The organism is Serratia sp. CY29653 (assembly GCF_052169255.1).
Classification (GTDB): Bacteria; Pseudomonadota; Gammaproteobacteria; order Enterobacterales; family Enterobacteriaceae; genus Serratia; species Serratia sarumanii.
Genome location: NZ_JBJNLC010000002.1, coordinates 386,913 through 405,757, shown reverse-complemented (window position 1 = coordinate 405,757; position 18,845 = coordinate 386,913). Strand labels below are relative to the sequence as shown.

Annotated in this window: 15 protein-coding genes; 4 read left to right on the top strand and 11 right to left on the bottom strand. The window is 59.9% G+C overall.

Annotated features, from left to right (window positions below):
* Window positions 1-2 precede the first annotated feature (2 nt).
* Window positions 3-941, bottom strand: a complete 939-nt coding sequence (gene ribF / locus ACJ8HN_RS15475; protein ID WP_033649147.1) for a bifunctional riboflavin kinase/FAD synthetase — start codon at window positions 939-941, stop codon at window positions 3-5.
* A 390-nt stretch (window positions 942-1,331) separates the two neighbouring features.
* Between ribF and rpsT the strand changes: the two genes are divergently transcribed.
* Entirely contained in the window at window positions 1,332-1,595 is a 264-nt protein-coding gene (gene rpsT / locus ACJ8HN_RS15470) for a 30S ribosomal protein S20 (protein ID WP_004932960.1), read from the top strand.
* A gap of 71 nt (window positions 1,596-1,666) precedes the next feature.
* On the opposite strand, the gene nhaR is transcribed toward rpsT, so the two are convergent.
* The 4 genes from nhaR to dnaK form a co-directional block, all read right to left on the bottom strand.
* Window positions 1,667-2,566: a transcriptional activator NhaR gene (gene nhaR, locus ACJ8HN_RS15465; protein ID WP_004932962.1), complete on the bottom strand. Its 900-nt coding sequence runs from the start codon at window positions 2,564-2,566 to the stop codon at window positions 1,667-1,669.
* A 192-nt stretch (window positions 2,567-2,758) separates the two neighbouring features.
* The gene (gene nhaA, locus ACJ8HN_RS15460) at window positions 2,759-3,925 is read right to left on the bottom strand and encodes a Na+/H+ antiporter NhaA (protein ID WP_033649145.1); all 1,167 of its coding nucleotides are present in this window, start codon (window positions 3,923-3,925) and stop codon (window positions 2,759-2,761) included.
* Between the two features lie 236 nt (window positions 3,926-4,161).
* Complete coding sequence (gene dnaJ / locus ACJ8HN_RS15455; RefSeq protein ID WP_033637051.1) at window positions 4,162-5,286, bottom strand: molecular chaperone DnaJ; 1,125 nt, start codon at window positions 5,284-5,286, stop codon at window positions 4,162-4,164.
* 106 nt (window positions 5,287-5,392) lie between these two features.
* Entirely contained in the window at window positions 5,393-7,306 is a 1,914-nt protein-coding gene (dnaK, locus tag ACJ8HN_RS15450) for a molecular chaperone DnaK (RefSeq protein WP_004932972.1), read from the bottom strand.
* A 325-nt stretch (window positions 7,307-7,631) separates the two neighbouring features.
* On the opposite strand from dnaK, the gene satP reads away from it, so the two are divergent.
* Entirely contained in the window at window positions 7,632-8,231 is a 600-nt protein-coding gene (satP, locus tag ACJ8HN_RS15445) for an acetate uptake transporter (RefSeq protein WP_033649275.1), read from the top strand.
* 44 nt (window positions 8,232-8,275) lie between these two features.
* On the opposite strand, the gene ACJ8HN_RS15440 is transcribed toward satP, so the two are convergent.
* From ACJ8HN_RS15440 to tal, 3 genes are all read right to left on the bottom strand, one after another.
* Window positions 8,276-9,583 (bottom strand): MFS transporter, encoded by a 1,308-nt coding sequence (locus ACJ8HN_RS15440; protein ID WP_033637050.1) that lies wholly within the window; start codon window positions 9,581-9,583, stop codon window positions 8,276-8,278.
* Between the two features lie 124 nt (window positions 9,584-9,707).
* Window positions 9,708-10,295, bottom strand: a complete 588-nt coding sequence (gene mog, locus ACJ8HN_RS15435) for a molybdopterin adenylyltransferase (RefSeq protein WP_004932980.1) — start codon at window positions 10,293-10,295, stop codon at window positions 9,708-9,710.
* A gap of 150 nt (window positions 10,296-10,445) precedes the next feature.
* A complete protein-coding gene (gene tal / locus ACJ8HN_RS15430; protein WP_033637049.1) occupies window positions 10,446-11,399 on the bottom strand; it encodes a transaldolase in 954 nt (317 codons plus the stop codon).
* A gap of 383 nt (window positions 11,400-11,782) precedes the next feature.
* Between tal and ACJ8HN_RS15425 the strand changes: the two genes are divergently transcribed.
* Together ACJ8HN_RS15425 and yaaA are read left to right on the top strand one after the other, a co-directional pair.
* Window positions 11,783-13,219, top strand: coding sequence for an alanine/glycine:cation symporter family protein (locus ACJ8HN_RS15425; protein ID WP_033637048.1), 1,437 nt, complete (start codon window positions 11,783-11,785; stop codon window positions 13,217-13,219).
* 106 nt (window positions 13,220-13,325) lie between these two features.
* On the top strand, window positions 13,326-14,102 hold the full coding sequence (yaaA, locus tag ACJ8HN_RS15420; protein WP_047569367.1) for a peroxide stress protein YaaA: 777 nt from the start codon (window positions 13,326-13,328) through the stop codon (window positions 14,100-14,102).
* A gap of 46 nt (window positions 14,103-14,148) precedes the next feature.
* Here the strand turns inward: yaaA and thrC are convergent, their stop codons facing one another.
* The 3 genes from thrC to thrA are packed head-to-tail and all read right to left on the bottom strand — an operon-like array spanning window position 14,149 to window position 18,832.
* Window positions 14,149-15,438, bottom strand: coding sequence for a threonine synthase (gene thrC, locus ACJ8HN_RS15415; protein ID WP_033649143.1), 1,290 nt, complete (start codon window positions 15,436-15,438; stop codon window positions 14,149-14,151).
* 3 nt (window positions 15,439-15,441) lie between these two features.
* Window positions 15,442-16,371 carry a homoserine kinase gene (gene thrB, locus ACJ8HN_RS15410; protein ID WP_004932993.1) on the bottom strand — a complete coding sequence of 310 codons (930 nt, stop codon included), beginning with the start codon at window positions 16,369-16,371 and terminating at the stop codon, window positions 15,442-15,444.
* Between the two features lies 1 nt (window position 16,372).
* Window positions 16,373-18,832, bottom strand: coding sequence for a bifunctional aspartate kinase/homoserine dehydrogenase I (thrA, locus tag ACJ8HN_RS15405; protein ID WP_103829916.1), 2,460 nt, complete (start codon window positions 18,830-18,832; stop codon window positions 16,373-16,375).
* Window positions 18,833-18,845: the final 13 nt, after the last annotated feature.

Sequence of the window (18,845 nt, the reverse complement as noted above, 5' to 3'; positions counted from 1 at the left end):
GATTAAACCGGTGTCTGTAGCCCGAAGAACTTCCGGGCCGTCACCACATCATTGGCGATTTGCTGCTTCAGGGCATCGAGCGAAGCAAACCGCTGTTCATTGCGCAATTTTGCGCGGAGCACCACCTCAATATGGCGCCCGTAAAGATCCATTGTGACATCCAGCAGATGCACTTCCAGCTGCTGGCGCACGCCGGCGACGGTCGGGCGCGTACCGATATTGGCCACGCCCGGCAGCGGCTGCGGCCCCAGGCCGTACACTTCCACCGCATACACCCCTTTCACCGGCGCCACCAGGCGCTTGAGCGGCAGGTTGGCGGTCGGGAAGCCGATGGTGCGGCCCAGCTCGTCGCCATGCACCACGCGCCCGGAGATGCTGTACGGGTGGCCCAGCAGGGTCTCCGCCAGCGGCAGATCGTCCTCGCTCAGCGCGGTGCGGATCGCGGTGCTGCTGATGCGCCGATCGCCTTCGCGGAAGGTCGGGGTGCTGACCACCTCGAAGCCGTACTCTTTTCCGGCCTGCTGCAATAGCGGAAAATCGCCCTGGCGCCCGGCGCCAAAGCGAAAATCATCCCCCACCATCAGGAATTTGACGCCCAGCTTTTCCACCAGCAGCTCGGCGACGAACGCCTGCGCGGTGTTGGCGGCAAAACGCGGATCGAACTTGACGCACAGCAGGTAATCGACGCCCGCCTGCGCCAGGTAGTTGGCCTTGTCGCGCAGGCGCGTCAAGCGGGCCGGCGCCTTGTCTGCGGCGAACATCTCCAGCGGCTGCGGCTCAAAGATCATGACCATCACCGGCAGCCCGAGGCGTTGCCCTTGTTGCTTCAACTGCTCCAGCAACGCCTGATGACCGCGATGCACGCCGTCAAAGTTGCCGATGGTGAGCACGCAACCATGGTGGCGCGCCCGGATATTGTGAATGCCGCGAATTAGCTCCATAGCTGGCTCAAAACAGTGGAAATCGGCGGATTATACCTTGTACAGCCGGTAAGGTTAACCCGCGATTGGTGCCTTTATGTAATAGACACACCATACCGGAGATAATCTGCACGTGAAACGGCTTCGCCGCAGTTTATCCGGCGCCGCCGGGCCGATTCTCGACCGCAGCCAACGGCTTGCGCCCGCCGCGGCAAAACATTGGCGAATTTTCTCGCGAAACACTGTATTCCCAAGAGCGAAGCTGGTAAAATCCTGCGCCATCACAACGTAGCGAGTGCCGCCTGTACAAACGGCGCTTATTTGCACAAATCCATTGACAAACGAAGGCTAAAAGGGCATATTCCTCGGCCTTTGAATTGTCCTCAATAGAATATATTTGGGAGTTGGACCTTGGCTAATATCAAATCAGCTAAGAAACGCGCCGTACAGTCTGAGAAACGCCGCAAGCATAACGCAAGCCGTCGCTCAATGGTGCGTACCTTCATCAAGAAGGTAGACGCAGCTATCGCAGCTGGCGACAAAGAAGCAGCACAAAATGCATTCCTGGTAATGCAGCCACTGGTGGACCGTCAGGCAGCTAAAGGCCTGATCCACAAAAACAAAGCAGCGCGTCATAAGTCAAATCTGACTGCACGCATCAACGCAATGCAATAAGCATTTCGTTATCTGCTTGATAAAAAAACCGGCTCAGGCCGGTTTTTTTACGTCCTGCGTTCAGTGAACCGCTAGCAGGAAAACAGCGCAGAAAAATCTTTGTTGCACACGCGCTGCACCGCCGGATGCTGGATCATGCGCTCGGCGAAGATGATGTAATACTCCTCCTGCACGCTGTCGATGCGCCCAATCTCCACCACGTTGTCATCGTTGTAGGTATCCTGCGCATACAACGTCGGCGCCACGAAAATCGCATTGTGATACATGCCGAAGGCCTTCATCAGCGCCGCATCGTCGAACTCGCCCAGGATCTCCACCTGAATGCCCTGCGTATTGAACCAGTTGAGCAGCTTGCGCCCCAGCATCGAGCGGCGGCCGGGGATCAGCAGTTTGCGCTGCTCCAGACAAGCCGGGAACGGCAGCTCCGGCGCCGGCTGGCGGCAGAAGAAGCTGATGCCGCACTCGCCCAGCTTCAGCGAGAACAGCCCTTCCTGCTGGCTGGAGTCCACCGGACAATCCGACAGGATCATATCCAGCTTGTGCTGGCTGAGCTGCTCCAGCAGCATCTCGTGCGTCGATTCAAAGCAACGCAGGTGGATCTGTTCGTTGTCCACCACCACCGCCGTTTCCAATACCTGGCTGACCAGGCGCTTCGACAGCGCATCGGCCACGCCGACGTCGAACAGCAGATTCGACTCTTTGCGGTAGTTGACGATATCCAGCATTTCCTGGCTGAGCATAAACATCTTGTCGGCATAACGAAACACCAGTTGCCCCAGCTCCGAAGGCACCAACCCGCGCCCCTGGCGTTTGAACAGCTTGCCGTCCAACCGCTCTTCCAGCGCTTTGATCTGGCCGGTGATGGTCTGCGGCGTCAGAAACAACGCTTCGGCGGCACCGACCACGGAACCGGCCTTGCAGACCTGCCAGAAATAGTAAAGGTGATTAAAGTTGATATGCGACATCCTCACGAGCGGCTCTCCTTAACAACGTTTCGCAGCGGCAAACGGTGTGCCGTGACGAGCGACAAACTTCCTTTCCCTGCTTCAGACAACGTATAGCCCCATTAGTCCCAACGAACAACGGCCGAAGCTGCACATATTTTATACCGTGCAGCTCCGACCAGCCATTTTATTATGTGCCCTTACCGGGCACATTCAGGATTAACGTACGCGCGGCAACGCCAGACGCAGCAATCCATACCCTACCACCGCCGCAGCGGTGGAGCCCAACAAGATCCCCAGGCGGGAATAGGTGCTGAGCGCCGCATCCGCATCGCCGAACGCCAGCGAGGCGATAAAAATCGACATGGTGAAACCAATGCCGCAGAGCACCGAAACGGCAAACACCTGTTTGAAGCCGATGCCTTCAGGCAAACGGGCGATGCCCATTTTCACCGCCAGCAGGCTGAAGAGGAAAATCCCCAGCGGCTTTCCGATAAACAGGCCGGCCGCAATCCCAACCGGCAGCAGCGACGTCAATCCTTCCAGCGATACGCCCTGCAAAGAAACCCCGGCGTTGGCGAAAGCGAACAGCGGCAGGATCATAAACGCAACCCAGGGGTGCAGCTCATGTTCCAGCGTTTCCGACGGCGACGGCCCCTTCTTCACGTTCAGCGGGATCATAAAGCCGACGATCACCCCGGCCAGCGTCGCATGCACCCCAGACTTGAGGATCGCTACCCACAACACCAGGCCGACCATCATATACAGCGAGGTTTTACCCACGCCACGCCAGTTCATTACCGCCAATAGCACCGTCGCCGCCGCCGCCACGCCCAGCGCCACCATCGACACTTCGTGGGTGTAGAACAGCGCGATGATGATAATCACGCCCAGGTCATCGATGATCGCCAACGCCAGCAGGAACACTTTCAGGCTGGTCGGCACCCGGTTGCCCAGCAGCGCCATTACGCCCAGCGCGAAGGCGATATCGGTCGCGGCCGGGATCGCCCAGCCCTGGCGGGTGACTTCATCCGCGCCGTTGAACAGCAGGTAAATCAGCGCCGGCGCCAGCATGCCCCCCAGCGCGGCGATCGCCGGAAACACCGCCTTGTCGCGCCCGGACAGCGAGCCTTGCATCAACTCGCGCTTGACCTCCAGCCCCACCACCAGGAAGAAGATGGCCATCAGGCCATCGTTGATCCACAGCAGCAGCGGCTTGGCGATCTCCAGCGAAGCAATCTTCACCATCACCGGCAGGTTAAGGAATGCCTGATAGATCCCCTGCGCCGGGGTGTTGGCCATGATCAGGGCGACGATTGCCGCCGCGATCAGAATGATGCCGCCCGCAGCTTCCTGACGTAAAAATTGACGAATGATATTGGTCACAGTACGTCTCTCCAAATCTGTGCAGGGCGCAGCGCCCTGCAAACCACAGTCATGAAGTGAGTATAGAGGGCGTTTTAGTTCGAAAAAATAAGTTTATAAATGCTAAATAGCTCGATAAAACCGATCAAAAGCACGAATAAGTCACATTGTTTATAGGGGATTAGGGGCATGGCGTGCAAATAAAAACCCCGGGACAAACGCCCGGGGTTAGAACATAAACCAACAGAAACAGCAGGTTAGCGAGTCAGATCGTCAAAGAACTTTTTCACCCCGTCGAAGAAGCTCTTCGAACGCGGGCTGTTCTTATCACCGGACGGGCCACCCAGGCTCTCTTCCAGCTCACGCAGCAGCTGCTTCTGCTTGTCGTTCAGATTGACCGGGGTTTCCACCACCACGCGGCACAGCAGGTCGCCCTGGCTGCCGCCACGCACCGATTTCACACCCTTGCCACGCATGCGGAACAGCTTGCCGGTTTGGGTCTCCGAAGGCACCTTCAGTTTCACCCGGCCGTCCAGCGTCGGCACTTCAATCTCGCCGCCCAGCGCCGCCATGGCGAAGTTGATCGGCACTTCACAGTACAGGTTATTGCCTTCACGCTCGAAGATCGGGTGCGCCTTCACCTGCACCTGAACGTACAGATCGCCCGCCGGTGCGCCGTGCTCGCCGGCTTCACCTTCACCCGCCAGGCGGATGCGGTCGCCGGTATCGACGCCGGCCGGAATTTTCACCGACAGCGTTTTGGATTTCTCTACCCGGCCGTGGCCGTGGCACTTGTTGCACGGATCTTTGATGATCTGACCGCGGCCATGGCAGTGCGGACACGCCTGCTGCACGGTGAAGAAGCCCTGGCGCATCTGCACCTGGCCCTGGCCGTGACAGGTTGGGCAGGTCACCGGCGAGCTGCCCGGCTTGGCGCCGCTGCCGTGGCAGACGTCGCACTCTTCCAGCGTCGGGATGCGGATCTCTTTGGTGACGCCACGTACCGCTTCCTCGAGGGTCAGCTCCATGTTATAGCGCAGATCGGAACCGCGGCTGGCGCGCTGACGGCGGCCTCCGCCGAAGATGTCGCCAAACACGTCGCCAAAGATATCGCTGAAGTCGGCACCGCCGCCAAAGCCGCCGCCGCCCATGCCGCCCTGTTCAAAGGCCGCGTGCCCATACTGGTCGTAGGCCGCGCGTTTCTGGTCGTCGGTCAGGACTTCATAAGCTTCTTTAACTTCTTTAAACTTGATTTCGGCGTCTTGTTCCTGGTTGCGGTCAGGATGGTATTTCATCGCCAGGCGTTTGTACGCCTTTTTGATCTCACGTTCATCCGCCGTCTTGCTGACGCCGAGAATCTCGTAATAGTCTTTCTTCGCCATTCTTTTGCTTACCCTTAACATGCGTGCACGGGCGCAGAGTTGCCTCGACGCCCGTGCTGGTTTCCGGGAACGGCACCTCGGCCGCCCCGTGCCCGCTTAAGGGCGATTATTTTTTGTCTTTAACTTCTTCGAACTCAGCGTCAACCACGTCGTCATCTTTCTGCGCCGCGTTGTCCGCGCCGGCGTCAGCACCCTGCTGAGCCTGCTGCGCCTGAGCCATTTCCAGCAGTTTGCCGGAAACCTGCACCAGAGCCTGAGTCTTCGCTTCGATCTCGGCTTTGTCTTCGCCTTTCACCGCCGCTTCCAGATCTTTCAGCGCCGCTTCGATCGCCGTTTTGTCTTCCGCCGGCAGTTTGTCGCCCGCTTCTTCCAGCTGCTTGCGCGTGCCGTGGATCAGGTGATCCGCCTGGTTACGCGTCTGCACCAGCTCTTCGAACTTGCGGTCAGCTTCAGCGTTCAGCTCGGCATCGCGCACCATTTTCTGGATTTCGTCTTCGTTCAGGCCAGAAGATGCCTTGATGGTGATCTTCTGCTCACGGCCGGTGTTCTTGTCTTTGGCGGACACGTGCAGGATGCCGTCGGCATCGATATCAAAGGTCACTTCGATCTGCGCCATGCCGCGCGGTGCCGCCTGGATGCCGTCCAGGTTGAACTGGCCCAGAGATTTGTTATCGCTGGCGCGCTTACGCTCACCCTGCAGCACGTGGATGGTTACCGCAGACTGGTTGTCTTCAGCGGTAGAGAACACCTGGCTGTGCTTGGTCGGGATCGTGGTGTTTTTGGTGATCAGCGGCGTCATCACGCTGCCCATGGTTTCGATACCCAGCGACAGCGGGGTCACGTCCAGCAGCAGAACGTCCTTCACATCACCGGCCAACACGCCGCCCTGTACCGCCGCGCCCACGGCAACCGCTTCGTCCGGGTTCACGTCTTTACGCGGTTCTTTGCCGAAGAAGTCTGCGACTTTCTTCTGCACCATTGGCATACGGGTCTGGCCGCCCACCAGGATCACGTCCTGAATGTCGGAAACCGACAGGCCTGCGTCTTTCAGCGCCACTTTCAGCGGCTCGATAGAGCGCGCAACCAGATCTTCAACCAGCGACTCGAGTTTGGCGCGAGTCACTTTGATGTTCATGTGTTTTGGACCGGTCGCGTCTGCAGTGATGTACGGCAGGTTAACGTCGGTCTGCTGAGCGGAAGACAGTTCGATCTTCGCTTTCTCAGCGGCTTCTTTCAGGCGCTGCATCGCCAGCGGATCGTTGCGCAGATCGATACCCTGATCTTTCTTGAACTCTTCCACCAGGTAGTTGATCAGACGGCTGTCGAAATCTTCGCCACCCAGGTGGGTGTCACCGTTGGTCGCCAGCACTTCGAAGGTTTTTTCGCCGTCAACGTCGTCGATTTCGATGATGGAGATATCGAAAGTACCACCGCCCAGGTCATAAACCGCGATGGTGCGGTTGCCGACTTCTTTGTCCAGGCCGTAGGCCAGGGCCGCAGCGGTCGGTTCGTTGATGATGCGTTTTACTTCCAGACCCGCGATGCGGCCGGCGTCTTTGGTCGCCTGACGCTGGGCGTCGTTGAAGTAAGCCGGTACGGTGATAACCGCTTCAGTTACCGGTTCGCCCAGGTAATCTTCCGCCGTTTTCTTCATTTTTTTCAGCACTTCCGCAGAGATCTGCGGCGGAGCCATTTTCTGGCCTTTCACTTCCAGCCAGGCGTCGCCGTTGTCGGCTTCGACGATTTTGTACGGCATGATCGCTTTGTCGCGCTGCGCTTCTTCATCCTGGAAGCGGCGACCGATCAGGCGCTTGATGGCGAACAGGGTGTTTTCAGGGTTGGTCACTGCCTGACGCTTAGCCGGCTGGCCAACCAGAGTTTCACCGTCCTGGGTATATGCGATAATAGAAGGAGTGGTGCGGTCGCCCTCGGCGTTTTCCAGCACGCGTGCCTTGGCACCATCCATAATTGCTACGCAAGAGTTGGTAGTACCCAGGTCGATACCAATAATTTTGCCCATCTAAACGTCTCCACTAAAAAATTCATAATCAGTCAGGTTGCTAACCTATATGCGGGCGATTTTTTGCTTTTCAACTGCCCGATATCTCAGTGCGACCCGCGGTTAGCAGCTGCGGTTGCAAATAAGATGGGGCCATCCAATCCGGCATCAAGGGGCAAGGCGAAAAAAATTTCTTTTTTTTATCGTCATTCAGATCATTGTTTCCGGCTGCGGGGATCATTATGATGCGCGCGCTCTGGTGGAAAACTTCGATTTTTTGGCCATTCAGACCATTTATTATTTTACTTCGCTGTTTCCGTTAATTTTCTGTTATCGCAGAGGACTTATGCACACCAACAAGTTGGCGAATCCCGGCCCTCTCGGCCTGATGGGCTTCGGGATGACCACCGTCTTGCTGAACCTGCACAACGCGGGCTTTTTCCCACTGAACTCCGCCATCATCAGCATGGGGATTTTCTTCGGTGGCCTGGCCCAGATCCTGGCCGGTCTGCTGGAATACAAGAAGGGCAACACCTTCGGCATGACCGCCTTCACCGCCTACGGCAGCTTCTGGCTGAGCCTGGTCGGCCTGCTGCTGCTGCCGCGTCTGGGCCTGGCTGAGGCCACCGAGGCGCACGTGCTGGGCATCTACCTGGCGCTGTGGGGCGTCTTCACCCTGTTCATGTTCTTCGGCACCCTGGGCGCCAACCGCGTACTGCAGTTCGTGTTCGCCAGCCTGACGCTGCTGTTCGCACTGCTGGCCGTCGGCAACATCACCGGCAACCACGCGCTGCTGACCTTCGCCGGTTATGAAGGCATCATCTGCGGCGCCAGCGCCATTTACCTGGCGATGGCCGAAGTGCTCAACGAGCAATACGGCCGCACCGTGCTGCCGATTGGCGAACCGGCCCCGGCCCGCGTCGCGACCTCACCGGTCACCGCATAATCGCCCTTCCCTGACGAAAAAGCCCTGCATTGCAGGGCTTTTTTTTAGCTGTAGGAATCGGCTTGCCGCTCCCCGGCTTCGCTGTTCAGGTCGCGATGCAGGTAGACGCCGAGCAGCAGCCCGATGAGCGACAGCGCCAGCACGTAGTAAGCGGGTGCTAACGGGGTTAATTTCATGATCAGCGTCACAAAAATAGGGGTTAGACCGCCAAAAATAGCGTACGAGACGTTATATGAGAACGAGATACCGGTAAACCGCACTTCCGCCGGGAAAGCCCGCACCATCACGTACGGCACGGCCCCCACCACGCCTACGCTGAACCCCACCAGGGCATAGCAGGCGAACAGCATTTCCGGGCGCACGCCCACCGTTTGATAGAACAGCCAACTGCAGCCGGCCAGCAGCACGCTGCCGACCACCAGCGTTTTGCTGGCGCCGAAGCGATCGGCCGACAAACCGGCGACGATGCAGCCGGCGATCAGCATGATGGTGGCGATGCTGTTGGCCTGCAGCGTCAAGGCCGGCGCGATGCCGAACTGCTTTTGCAGATAGGTCGGGGTCATCAGGATCACCACCACGATGCCGGCGGAGAGCAGCCAGGTCAGCAGCATCGATACCGCCACCTCCCGTTTGTGGTTGAGCACCACCGACTTCAGCGGCAGCTCTTCGGCCAGCGCTTTACGCGCCTGCATCTCGATGAAGATCGGCGTTTCCTGCAGCCAACGGCGCAGGTACATCGCCACCAGGCCGAACATGCCGCCCAACAGGAAAGGAATGCGCCAGCCGCCGCCGGCAATGCTCTGCGGGCTGAGCGTGGTGTTGATCACCGTCGCCACCACCGAGCCCAGCAGGATGCCCACCGTCAGCCCGGCGGTCAGCGTGCCGCAGGCGAAGCCGATGCGCCGGCGCGGCACGTGTTCGGCGACGAAGACCCAGGCGCCCGGCACCTCACCGCCGATCGCCGCCCCTTGCAGCACGCGCATCAACAGCAGCAGCAGCGGCGCAGCGATGCCGATGCTGGCGTAGGTCGGCAGCAGGCCCATCGCCAGCGTCGGCAACGCCATCAGCAGAATGCTCAGGGTAAACATCTTTTTGCGGCCGACCAGATCGCCAAAGTGCGCCATCACGATGCCGCCCAGCGGACGGGCCAGATAGCCGGCGGCGAAGATGCCGAAGGTTTGCACCAGCCGCAGCCATTCCGGCATGTCCGCCGGGAAGAACAGATCGCCGACCACGGCGGCAAAGAACACGAAGATGATGAAGTCGTAAAACTCCAGCGCGCCGCCCAACGCGGCCAACGTCAGCGTTTTGTAGTCTTGCCGGTTCAGCCGGCGATTATTGTCGTGAGGCATAGGGCACCGTCGGTAAAGGCTGTAAAAATAAAAGCCGCAGGCTTTCTGTAAAAGAATCCTTACTATAGCGGCAAATTATTTTCACACCAGACGGGCTGAAGCCGATCTCGCAGAACGCTGAAATTTAGAGGTTTATCTCGCGACGCGCGCTCTTTGGCCGAAATGCTGCTACCACCGCGGCGTGCGTTTCGACGTAAGGCCCGTCGAGCAGTTGAATGCAATAAGGCACGCTGGCGAAGATGCCGTGCACCACCGCATTGCCCTGCTCATCTTTTACCCCTTCCAGCGTTTCCTTGATCGACTTCGGCTGGCCGGGCAGGTTGATGATCAGCGCCTGCTTGCGGATCGCCCCCACCTGGCGAGAAAGAATTGCCGTTGGCACATAGTGTAGGCTGATCTGACGCATTTGCTCGCCGAAGCCAGGCATCACGCGATCGGCGATCGCCAGCGTGGCGTCGGGGGTGACGTCGCGTCGCGCCGGCCCGGTGCCGCCGGTGGTCAGCACCAGATGGCAACCCATTTCGTCCACCAGCTCGCACAGCGTCTGTTCAATTTGCGTCTGCTCATCGGGGATCAGCCGGGTTTCCAGCTTGAACGGCGTCGCCAGCGCGCCGCTCAGCCATTCCTCCAGCGCCGGAATGCCTTTATCCTGATAAACGCCGCCGGAAGCGCGGTCGGAAACGGAAACCAAACCAATACGTAAAATATCCATGCGTAACCTCTACAGCCTGATGGGGTCCGAACGGGTTCGTCCCCGTTCTGTTGTCATTGCCGAGAGTATAAGGGCTTCCCCCGCCGGCGGGAGCGTCGGGCATAAAAAAAGGTGGCCTGAGCCACCTTTTTACTGCGCGATCTGCCGGAATTACAGCAGGTCGGCGATCATTTTTTCCAGTTTGCCCTGGTCTACGGCGAACTTGCGGATGCCGTCGGTCAGTTTCTCAACCGCCATCGGATCCTGGTTGTGCTGCCAGTAGAACTCAGGTTCGGTCAGTGCGGCAGGACGCGCCTTCACTTCACCGGTGTAAGACAGTTTGCGCTCCAGCGCGCCTTCGCTCTCCGCCAGCTCTTTCAGCAGCGCAGGGGCGATGGTCAGACGGTCGCAGCCGGCCAGTTCGATGATTTCGCCGACGTTACGGAAGCTGGCGCCCATCACCACGGTGTTGTAACCGTGTTGTTTGTAGTACTGGTAAATCTCGGTCACGGAGATCACGCCCGGATCTTCATGCGGGGCGAACTCTTTCTTGTCGCCGTTGGCTTTGTACCAGTCGAGGATACGGCCGACGAACGGCGAGATCAGGTAAACGCCGGCTTCAGCACAGGCGCGAGCCTGAGCGAAGGAGAACAGCAGCGTCAGGTTACAGTTGATGCCTTCTTTCTCCAGCTGCTCCGCCGCGCGGATGCCCTGCCAGGTCGAGGCCAGTTTGATCAGAATGCGATCGTTGCTGATGCCGGCTTCGTTGTACAGCTTGATCAGGCGCTTGGCCTTGGCCACGCTGGCATCGGTGTCGTAAGACAGGCGTGCATCCACTTCGGTGGAGATGCGGCCCGGAACCAGTTTGAGGATTTCCAGACCGATATTGACCGCCAGCTTGTCGGCGGCGTCGGCGATCTGCTGCTCACGATCGCTGCTCTGGCCGCGCGCCCAGGCGATGGCTTCGTCAATCAGTTTACGGTATTCAGGAATTTGGGCTGCATTGAGGATCAGCGAAGGGTTGGTTGTGGCGTCCTGCGGTTGATACAGCTTCATTGCCGCGATATCACCCGTATCTGCAACCACCGTGGTCAGCTGGCGCAGGGAAGTTAATTTGTCGGTCATGTTGGCATTATCTCATCGTTTGTGCATGAACTTTTGGCATTGTTCAACCATGCCCTGCCCTGATAATAACATGCGCCAAGCCCGGTGCAAGGCTGGAAAACCGCGGCGCGCAGGCATCTGTTTTATCCTTGGGCGAGCAACCGTTTACGCCGATATCTTTCGCCATTACCGAGCGGATGGAAAGGCAATAACGTGCTATTGTCCGAATAAATTATGTTAAATTCGAAAAAATTGATGCAATTCGTCCGCTAATCTGCGAAAAATCTTAATCGACTGACGCCGGACAGATTCCAGCTAAGCTCTTGTAAAAAATAGGCCAATGTTTTTCACCTGCGGTGGATGCTGCAAGGTGCGCATTAAATTTCGATAAAAGGAGGGATCCCTTGACGGACCTGATGAATTTTATAAACAACATTTTGTGGGGGTCGGTGCTGATTTATCTGCTGCTCGGCACCGGCATCTACTTCACGTTGCGCACCCGCTTTATCCAGCTCCGCCACTTCAGCCACATGTTCTCGGTGTTGAAAAACAGCAATAAAAGCGACAGCGCCGGCATCTCCTCTTTCCAGGCGCTGTGTACCACGCTGGCGGCGCGCGTCGGCACCGGCAACCTGACCGGCGTCGCCATCGCCCTGACCGCCGGCGGCCCCGGCGCCATCTTCTGGATGTGGGTGGTGGCGTTTATCGGCATGGCCACCTCCTTTGTGGAAAGCTCGCTGGCGCAGCTCTACAAAACCAAAGACGATAACGGCAACTACCGCGGCGGCCCGGCCTACTACATGGAAAAGGGCCTCGGCATGCGCTGGATGGGCGTGCTGTTCTCGATCTTCCTGATCATCGCTTTCGGCCTGGTGTTCAACGCCGTGCAGGCCAACTCCATCGCGCAGGCCTCCGCCGTCGCCTTCCATTTGCAGCCGCTGCACGTCGGCATCGGCCTGGTGCTGCTGAGCGGCGTGGTGATCTTCGGCGGCATCCGCTCCATCGCCAAAGTGGCCGAGCTGGTGGTGCCGCTGATGGCCGGCGCCTACCTGTTGCTGGCCCTCTGGGTGATTGGCCATAACATCGAACACATGCCGGCGATCCTGACGCTGATCTTCAAAAGCGCCTTCGGCCTGCAGGAAGCCGCGGCCGGCGCCGTCGGTTACGGCATCTCCCAGGCGATGACCCAGGGCGTGCAGCGCGGCCTGTTCTCCAACGAAGCCGGCATGGGCTCGGCGCCCAACGCGGCGGCGTCCGCTTCGCCTTATCCGCCGCATCCGGCCTCACAGGGCTATGTGCAAATGCTCGGTGTGTTTATCGATACCATCGTCATCTGCAGCGCCACCGCGGCGATCATCCTCTCCTCCGGCATTCTCGATCAGCCGACCGACAGCATCAGCGGCATCGATCTGACCCAGCGCGCGCTGTCGACCGCCGTCGGCAGCTGGGGGGCGCCGTTCGTCGCCATCGCCATTTTCTTCTTCGCCTTCACCTCGATCATCGCCAACTACGCCTATGCCGAGAGCAACCTGGTGTTCCTCGAGCACAACCATCCGGGCGGCCTGCTGATTTTCCGCTGCGTGGCGTTGGGCATGGTGATGTTCGGCGCGCTGGCGGAGCTGCCGCTGGTGTGGAAAATGGCGGATACCTCCATGGCGCTGATGGCCATCACCAACCTGACGGCCATCCTGTTGCTGTCGCGGGTGGCGCTTAAGCTGGCCGACGACTACCATCGCCAACGCCGTCTGGGCAAGCTGCCGACCTTTGACGCCAACCGTTATCCGGAGCTGAAGTCGCAGCTGGAGCCGGGCGTGTGGGACGACCAAAAGCCGCCGCGCTGAGTTTTCCGGGGCGCGTGCGGTGCGCGCCCCTGCCTATTGGACCGATTGCCCCTTTTTCCCGCGCTTTTTGCTACAGTATCCGCACTTGGATAAACAGGATCTGGCCATGCTCGTTATTATTTCCCCTGCAAAAACTCTCGATTACGACAGCCCGCTGGCGACAGAACGCTTCACGCAGCCCGAAATGCTGGACAAGTCGAAACAGCTGATCAAAATTTGCCGCGAGCTGACACCGGCGCAAATCGCCAGCCTGATGAGCATCAGCGACAAGCTGGCCGGGCTGAACGCCGCGCGCTTTAGCGAGTGGCAGCCGAAATTTACCCCAGACAATGCCCGTCAGGCGCTGCTGGCGTTCAAGGGCGACGTTTACACCGGCCTGCAGGCGCAGGATTTCAGCGAAGCCGATTTCGACTTCGCCCAGCAGCATCTGCGCATGCTGTCCGGCCTGTATGGCGTGCTGCGCCCGCTCGATCTGATGATGCCGTACCGGCTGGAGATGGGCATCAGGCTTGAAAACCCGAAAGGCAAAGACCTGTACAGCTTCTGGGGCGATAAAATCACCCAGAAACTCAACGAAGCGCTGGAGCAGCAGGGCGACGACGTGGTGGTCAACCTGGCGTCCGACGAGTATTTCAAGGCGGTGAAGCCGACCAAACTGCACGGCGCGCTGATCAAACCGGTGTTCCTCGACGAGAAGAACGGCAAGTACAAGGTCATCAGCTTCTACGCCAAGAAAGCGCGCGGGTTGATGAGCCGCTTTATCATCAAAAATCGCCTGACGCGCAGCGAACAGCTGGTGGACTTCAACCTGGAAGGCTACGCCTTCGACGAAGCCGCCTCGCAGGGCAATGAACTGGTGTTCAAACGCCCGGAGCAGGCATAAAAAAAGCCGTCGCAAGACGGCTTTTCGCATTCTAGCCTGCCGAACCTCAGGCCGGCAGCGCCATCAGGAACTTGCGCAGCTCGGCAAAGCCGGCCGGCAGCGTGTGCGACAGCAGCGGCAGATCGGCCCGCAGCGCCAGCGCTTTCGGCAACGGCAGCTCCTGACCGAGGATCGCTTCTACGCTCTCTTTAAACTTGGCCGGATGCGCGGTGCCGAGGAACAGACCGAACTCCCCTTCCTGCAGCCGATCGCGCAGCGCGCGATAGGCAATGGCCGCGTGCGGTTCGGAGATATAACCCAGCTCGGCCAGTTCACGCATCGTTTCCTTGGTGGTCTCATCGCTAACCGCCGCGTGGCCCAGCTCTTTCAGCTGCCAGACCTTACGACGGAACAGCTCTTCCACGCGCGGCCAGTTGTTTGGCTGGCTGACGTCCATGGCGTTGGACAGCGTCGCGACCGTGGCGTGCGGCTGCCACTGGCCGCTGGTCAGGAAGCGCGGCACGGTGTCGTTGGCGTTGGTGGCGGCAATAAAGCGCTTCACCGGCAGGCCCAGCGACTTGGCCAGCAGCCCGGCGGTCAGATCGCCGAAGTTGCCGCTCGGCACCGAAATCACCAGCTGATTGCGCGCTTCCTGCGGCAGCTGCGCCACCGCTTCGAAGTAGTAGCAGATCTGCGCCAGCAAGCGGCTGATGTTGATCGAGTTGGCCGAGTTCAGGTGCAGCGCGTCCTTCAATTCCCGATCGTCGAACGCCTGCTTCACCAGCGCCTGGCAAGCATCGAAGTCGCCGTCGATCGCTACGGTGTGAATGTTGCCGCCCAGAGTACAGAACAGCTTCTCCTGCAGCGGACTGATTTTGCCCTGCGGATAGAGGATCACCACCCGGACGTTTTTCAGGCCGTAGAAGGCGTGCGCCACGGCGGCGCCGGTGTCGCCGGAGGTGGCGGTCAAAATGGTCACCGGCTGATCGCCGGCCACTTCCGCCAGCATCTGCGCCATAAAGCGGCCGCCGAAGTCTTTGAACGCCAGCGTCGGGCCGTGGAACAGCTCCAGGCAGGAGACGTCTTCGGTCACTTTCGCCACCGGCGCCGGGAACTCAAAAGCGGCCTGCACGCGTTTCTTCAGCGCCGCTTCCGGTACCTCTTCGCCGATAAAGGCCGACAGAATACGGCTGCTGCGGGTGACAAAGTCCTGCTCCAGCAGTTGGTCGATCTCGGTCAGTTCGAACTCCGGCAGCTCCAGCGGGAAGAACAGCCCCTGCTGCTTGCCCAGGCCTTGTTTGATCGCCTGCGCGAAGCTGACCTGCTCGTTGTGATCCTTAAGGTTGTACAGTTTCATGCGTTATCCCAGTAGTCGAGCGCCTGCGGTATCCAGACGGCAAATATGAACAAAACCTTCGTCGTTTTGCAGATAGTGTTGTTGCAGCCAGGCGGCCATGCGCTGCGCGGTGGCGCCGTCGTTGCAGACGGCGAACAGCGTCGGGCCGGAGCCGGAGATGCCGCAGGCCAGCGCGCCGATCTCCTGCGCCGCCTTGCGCGCTTCGGCGAAGCCCGGCAGCAGCCGGGTGCGGTACGGTTCGGCGATCACGTCCTGCATCAATTTGGCGGCCAGCTGCGGCTGCCGGGTGTGGCAGGCATGGATAAAGCCGGCCAGATAGCGGCCGTGGCTGATGCAATCCTGGCGACGGTATTGCGCGGGTAAAATGGCGCGCGCTTCGGCGGTGGAGACCTTGATGCCCGGATAGGCCATGACCCACAGCCAATCGTCGAAGCACGGCACCTCCTGGCTGATGATGCCTTCTTCTTCCAGCATCAGCTGCAGGCCGCCAAGGTAGCAAGGCGCCACGTTGTCGTAATGCACGCTGCCGGAAATGCGGCCTTCCAGCTCGCCCATCAGGCCGAGCAGCGTCGTCTTATCCAGCGGGCGATCGCAGAATTCGTTCATCGCCATCAGCCCGGCCACCACCGAACAGGCGCTGGAGCCCAGCCCCGATCCGATCGGCATGTTCTTTTCCAACCGCATCGCCACCGGCACTTCGCGGCCGATCTCCTGGCAGAAGCGCTCCCAGCATTGATAAACGATGTTCTCTTTCGGCTCGGCCGGCAGCTTGCTGACGAAGCGCCCGGCATTCTGCAAACTGAACGTCTCGGCGGCTTCTACGCTGACGCAGTCGCCCAGCAGCGTGCCGTCGATCGGCGAAACCGCCGCGCCCAGCACATCGAAACCGACGCTGACGTTACCGATCGAGGCCGGTGCATACACCTTAACCATATTAAACTCCCAACTTCCATGACAGTGTGCGCAGCAGATCGGCGAACACGCCCGCTGCGGTCACATCGTTACCGGCGCCGTAGCCGCGCAGCACCAGCGGCAGCGGCTGATAGTAGCGGCTGTAGAAGGCCAGCGCGTTCTCGCCGTTCTTCACTTTATACAACGGATCGTTGCCGTCCACCGCCTCGATGCGCACCTTGCAGCGGCCTTCGTCGATCAGGCCGACATAGCGCAGCACCTTGCCTTGCTCGGCGGCGTTGGCCACGTTGCGCGCGAACTCTTTATCCAGCTCCGGCAGGCGCACCAGGAAATGCTCCACGTCGCCCGACGCGTCGAAGGACGGCGGCAGCACCGACTCGACCTCGATATCGCTCAGCTCCAGCTTGTAACCGGCCTCGCGCGCCAGGATCAGCAGCTTGCGCGCCACGTCCATACCGGACAGATCGTCGCGCGGATCCGGCTCGGTATAGCCGTTGGCTCGGGCCTGCAGGGTCGCCGCCGACAGCGACAGCCCTTCGTCCAGCTTGCCGAAGATAAAGGACAGCGAGCCGGACAGGATGCCGGAGAAGCGTACCAGCTCATCGCCGGCGTTCAGTAGGTTTTGCAGGTTCTCAATCACCGGCAAACCGGCGCCGACGTTGGTGTCGTAGAGAAACTTGCGGTGCGAACCGGCGGCGGCCGCGCGCAGTTGCTGATAATAGTTCATCGACGAGGTGTTGGCCTTTTTGTTCGGCGTCACCACGTGGAAACCGTCCGCCAGGAAGTCCACATACTGATCGGCCACCGCCTGGCTGGAAGTGCAGTCGACGATCACCGGGTTCAGCAGGTGATACTCCTTCACCAGCCGGATCAGGCGGCCGAGATTGAACGGCTCCTGCGCGCCGGCCAGCTCGTCGCGCCAGCTGTCCAGCGCGATACCGTGCACGTTGGTCAGCATCACGCGCGAGTTGGCGATGCCGCACACCCGCAGGTCGATATGCTTTTGCTTCAGCCACGGCTGCTGGCGGTAAATCTGTTCGATCAGCGCTCCGCCGACGCCGCCGACGCCGATGACGAACACTTCGATCACCTGATCGGTGTTGAACAGCATCTGGTGACTGACGCGCACGCCGGTGGTGGCGGATTCATTGCTGACCACCACCGAGATTGAACGCTCGGAAGAGCCCTGGGCGATGGCGACGATATTGATGTTGGCGCGCGCCAGCGCGGAGAAGAAGCGCGCGGAGATGCCGCGCAGGGTGCGCATGCCGTCGCCGACTACCGAGATGATCGCCAGGCGTTCCATCACGTCCAGCGGATCCAGCACGCCGTCTTTCAACTCCAGATAGAACTCCTCCTCCAGCGCGCGGCGCGCGCGCAGCAGTTCGCCCTGCGGCACGCAGAAGCTGATGCTGTATTCGGAAGAGGATTGGGTGATCAGCACCACCGAAATGCCGGCGCGCGACATCACGGCGAACACCCGCGCGGCCATGCCGACCATGCCTTTCATGCCCGGGCCGGAGACGTTGATCATCGCCATGTTGTTCAGGTTGGTGATGCCTTTCACCGGCATCGCGTCATCGGTGCTGTCTTTGCCGATCAGCGTGCCGGGGGCCTGCGGGTTGGAGGTGTTTTTAATCAGGCAAGGGATTTGGAACTGGGCAATCGGCGTGATGGTGCGAGGATGCAGCACTTTGGCGCCGAAATAGGAGAGCTCCATCGCCTCCTGGTACGACATCGATTTCAGCAGCCTGGCGTCCGGTACGGTGCGCGGATCGCAGGTATACACGCCGTCGACGTCGGTCCAGATCTCGCAACAGTCGGCGCGCAGGCAGGCGGCCAGCACCGCGGCGGAATAGTCGGAGCCGTTGCGGCCCAGCACCACCAGTTCACCCTTGTCGTTACCGGCGGTGAAACCGGCCATCAGCACGATGTGGTCGGCCGGGATCGCCGCCGCGGCGATGCGCAGCGTAGACTCGGCGATGTCCACGGTGGACTCCAGGTAGTGGCCCTGCGCCAGCAGTTTCTCCACCGGGTTGATCACCGTGACCGGGTAGCCCTTGGCGCGGAACACCCCTTCCATGATGGCGATGGAGAGCTTTTCGCCGCGGCAGATGATCGCCGCGTTCACGCTGTCCGGGCACTGCCCCAGCAGCGAAACGCCGTGCAGCACCTGTTTGAGCTGCGCGAACTCCTGATCGACCACGCCTTTCAAGCGATCGTATTCAAAGCCCGGCAGCGCCTGCGCCAGGCCGCTCAGCAGATCGGCAAAGATCCGCTCGGCGTCGCTGATATTCGGCAGAATGTCCTGGCCCGCCACCGTTTTGTCGATCATCGCCACCAGATGGTTGGTGATCTTTGCGGGGGCGGACAAGACCGTGGCTACCTGTCCCTGACGCGCATTACTCTCCATGATGTCGGCAACGCGCAGAAAACGTTCTGCATTCGCCACCGAGGTTCCGCCAAATTTCAGCACTCGCATGTGTGATCTCTCC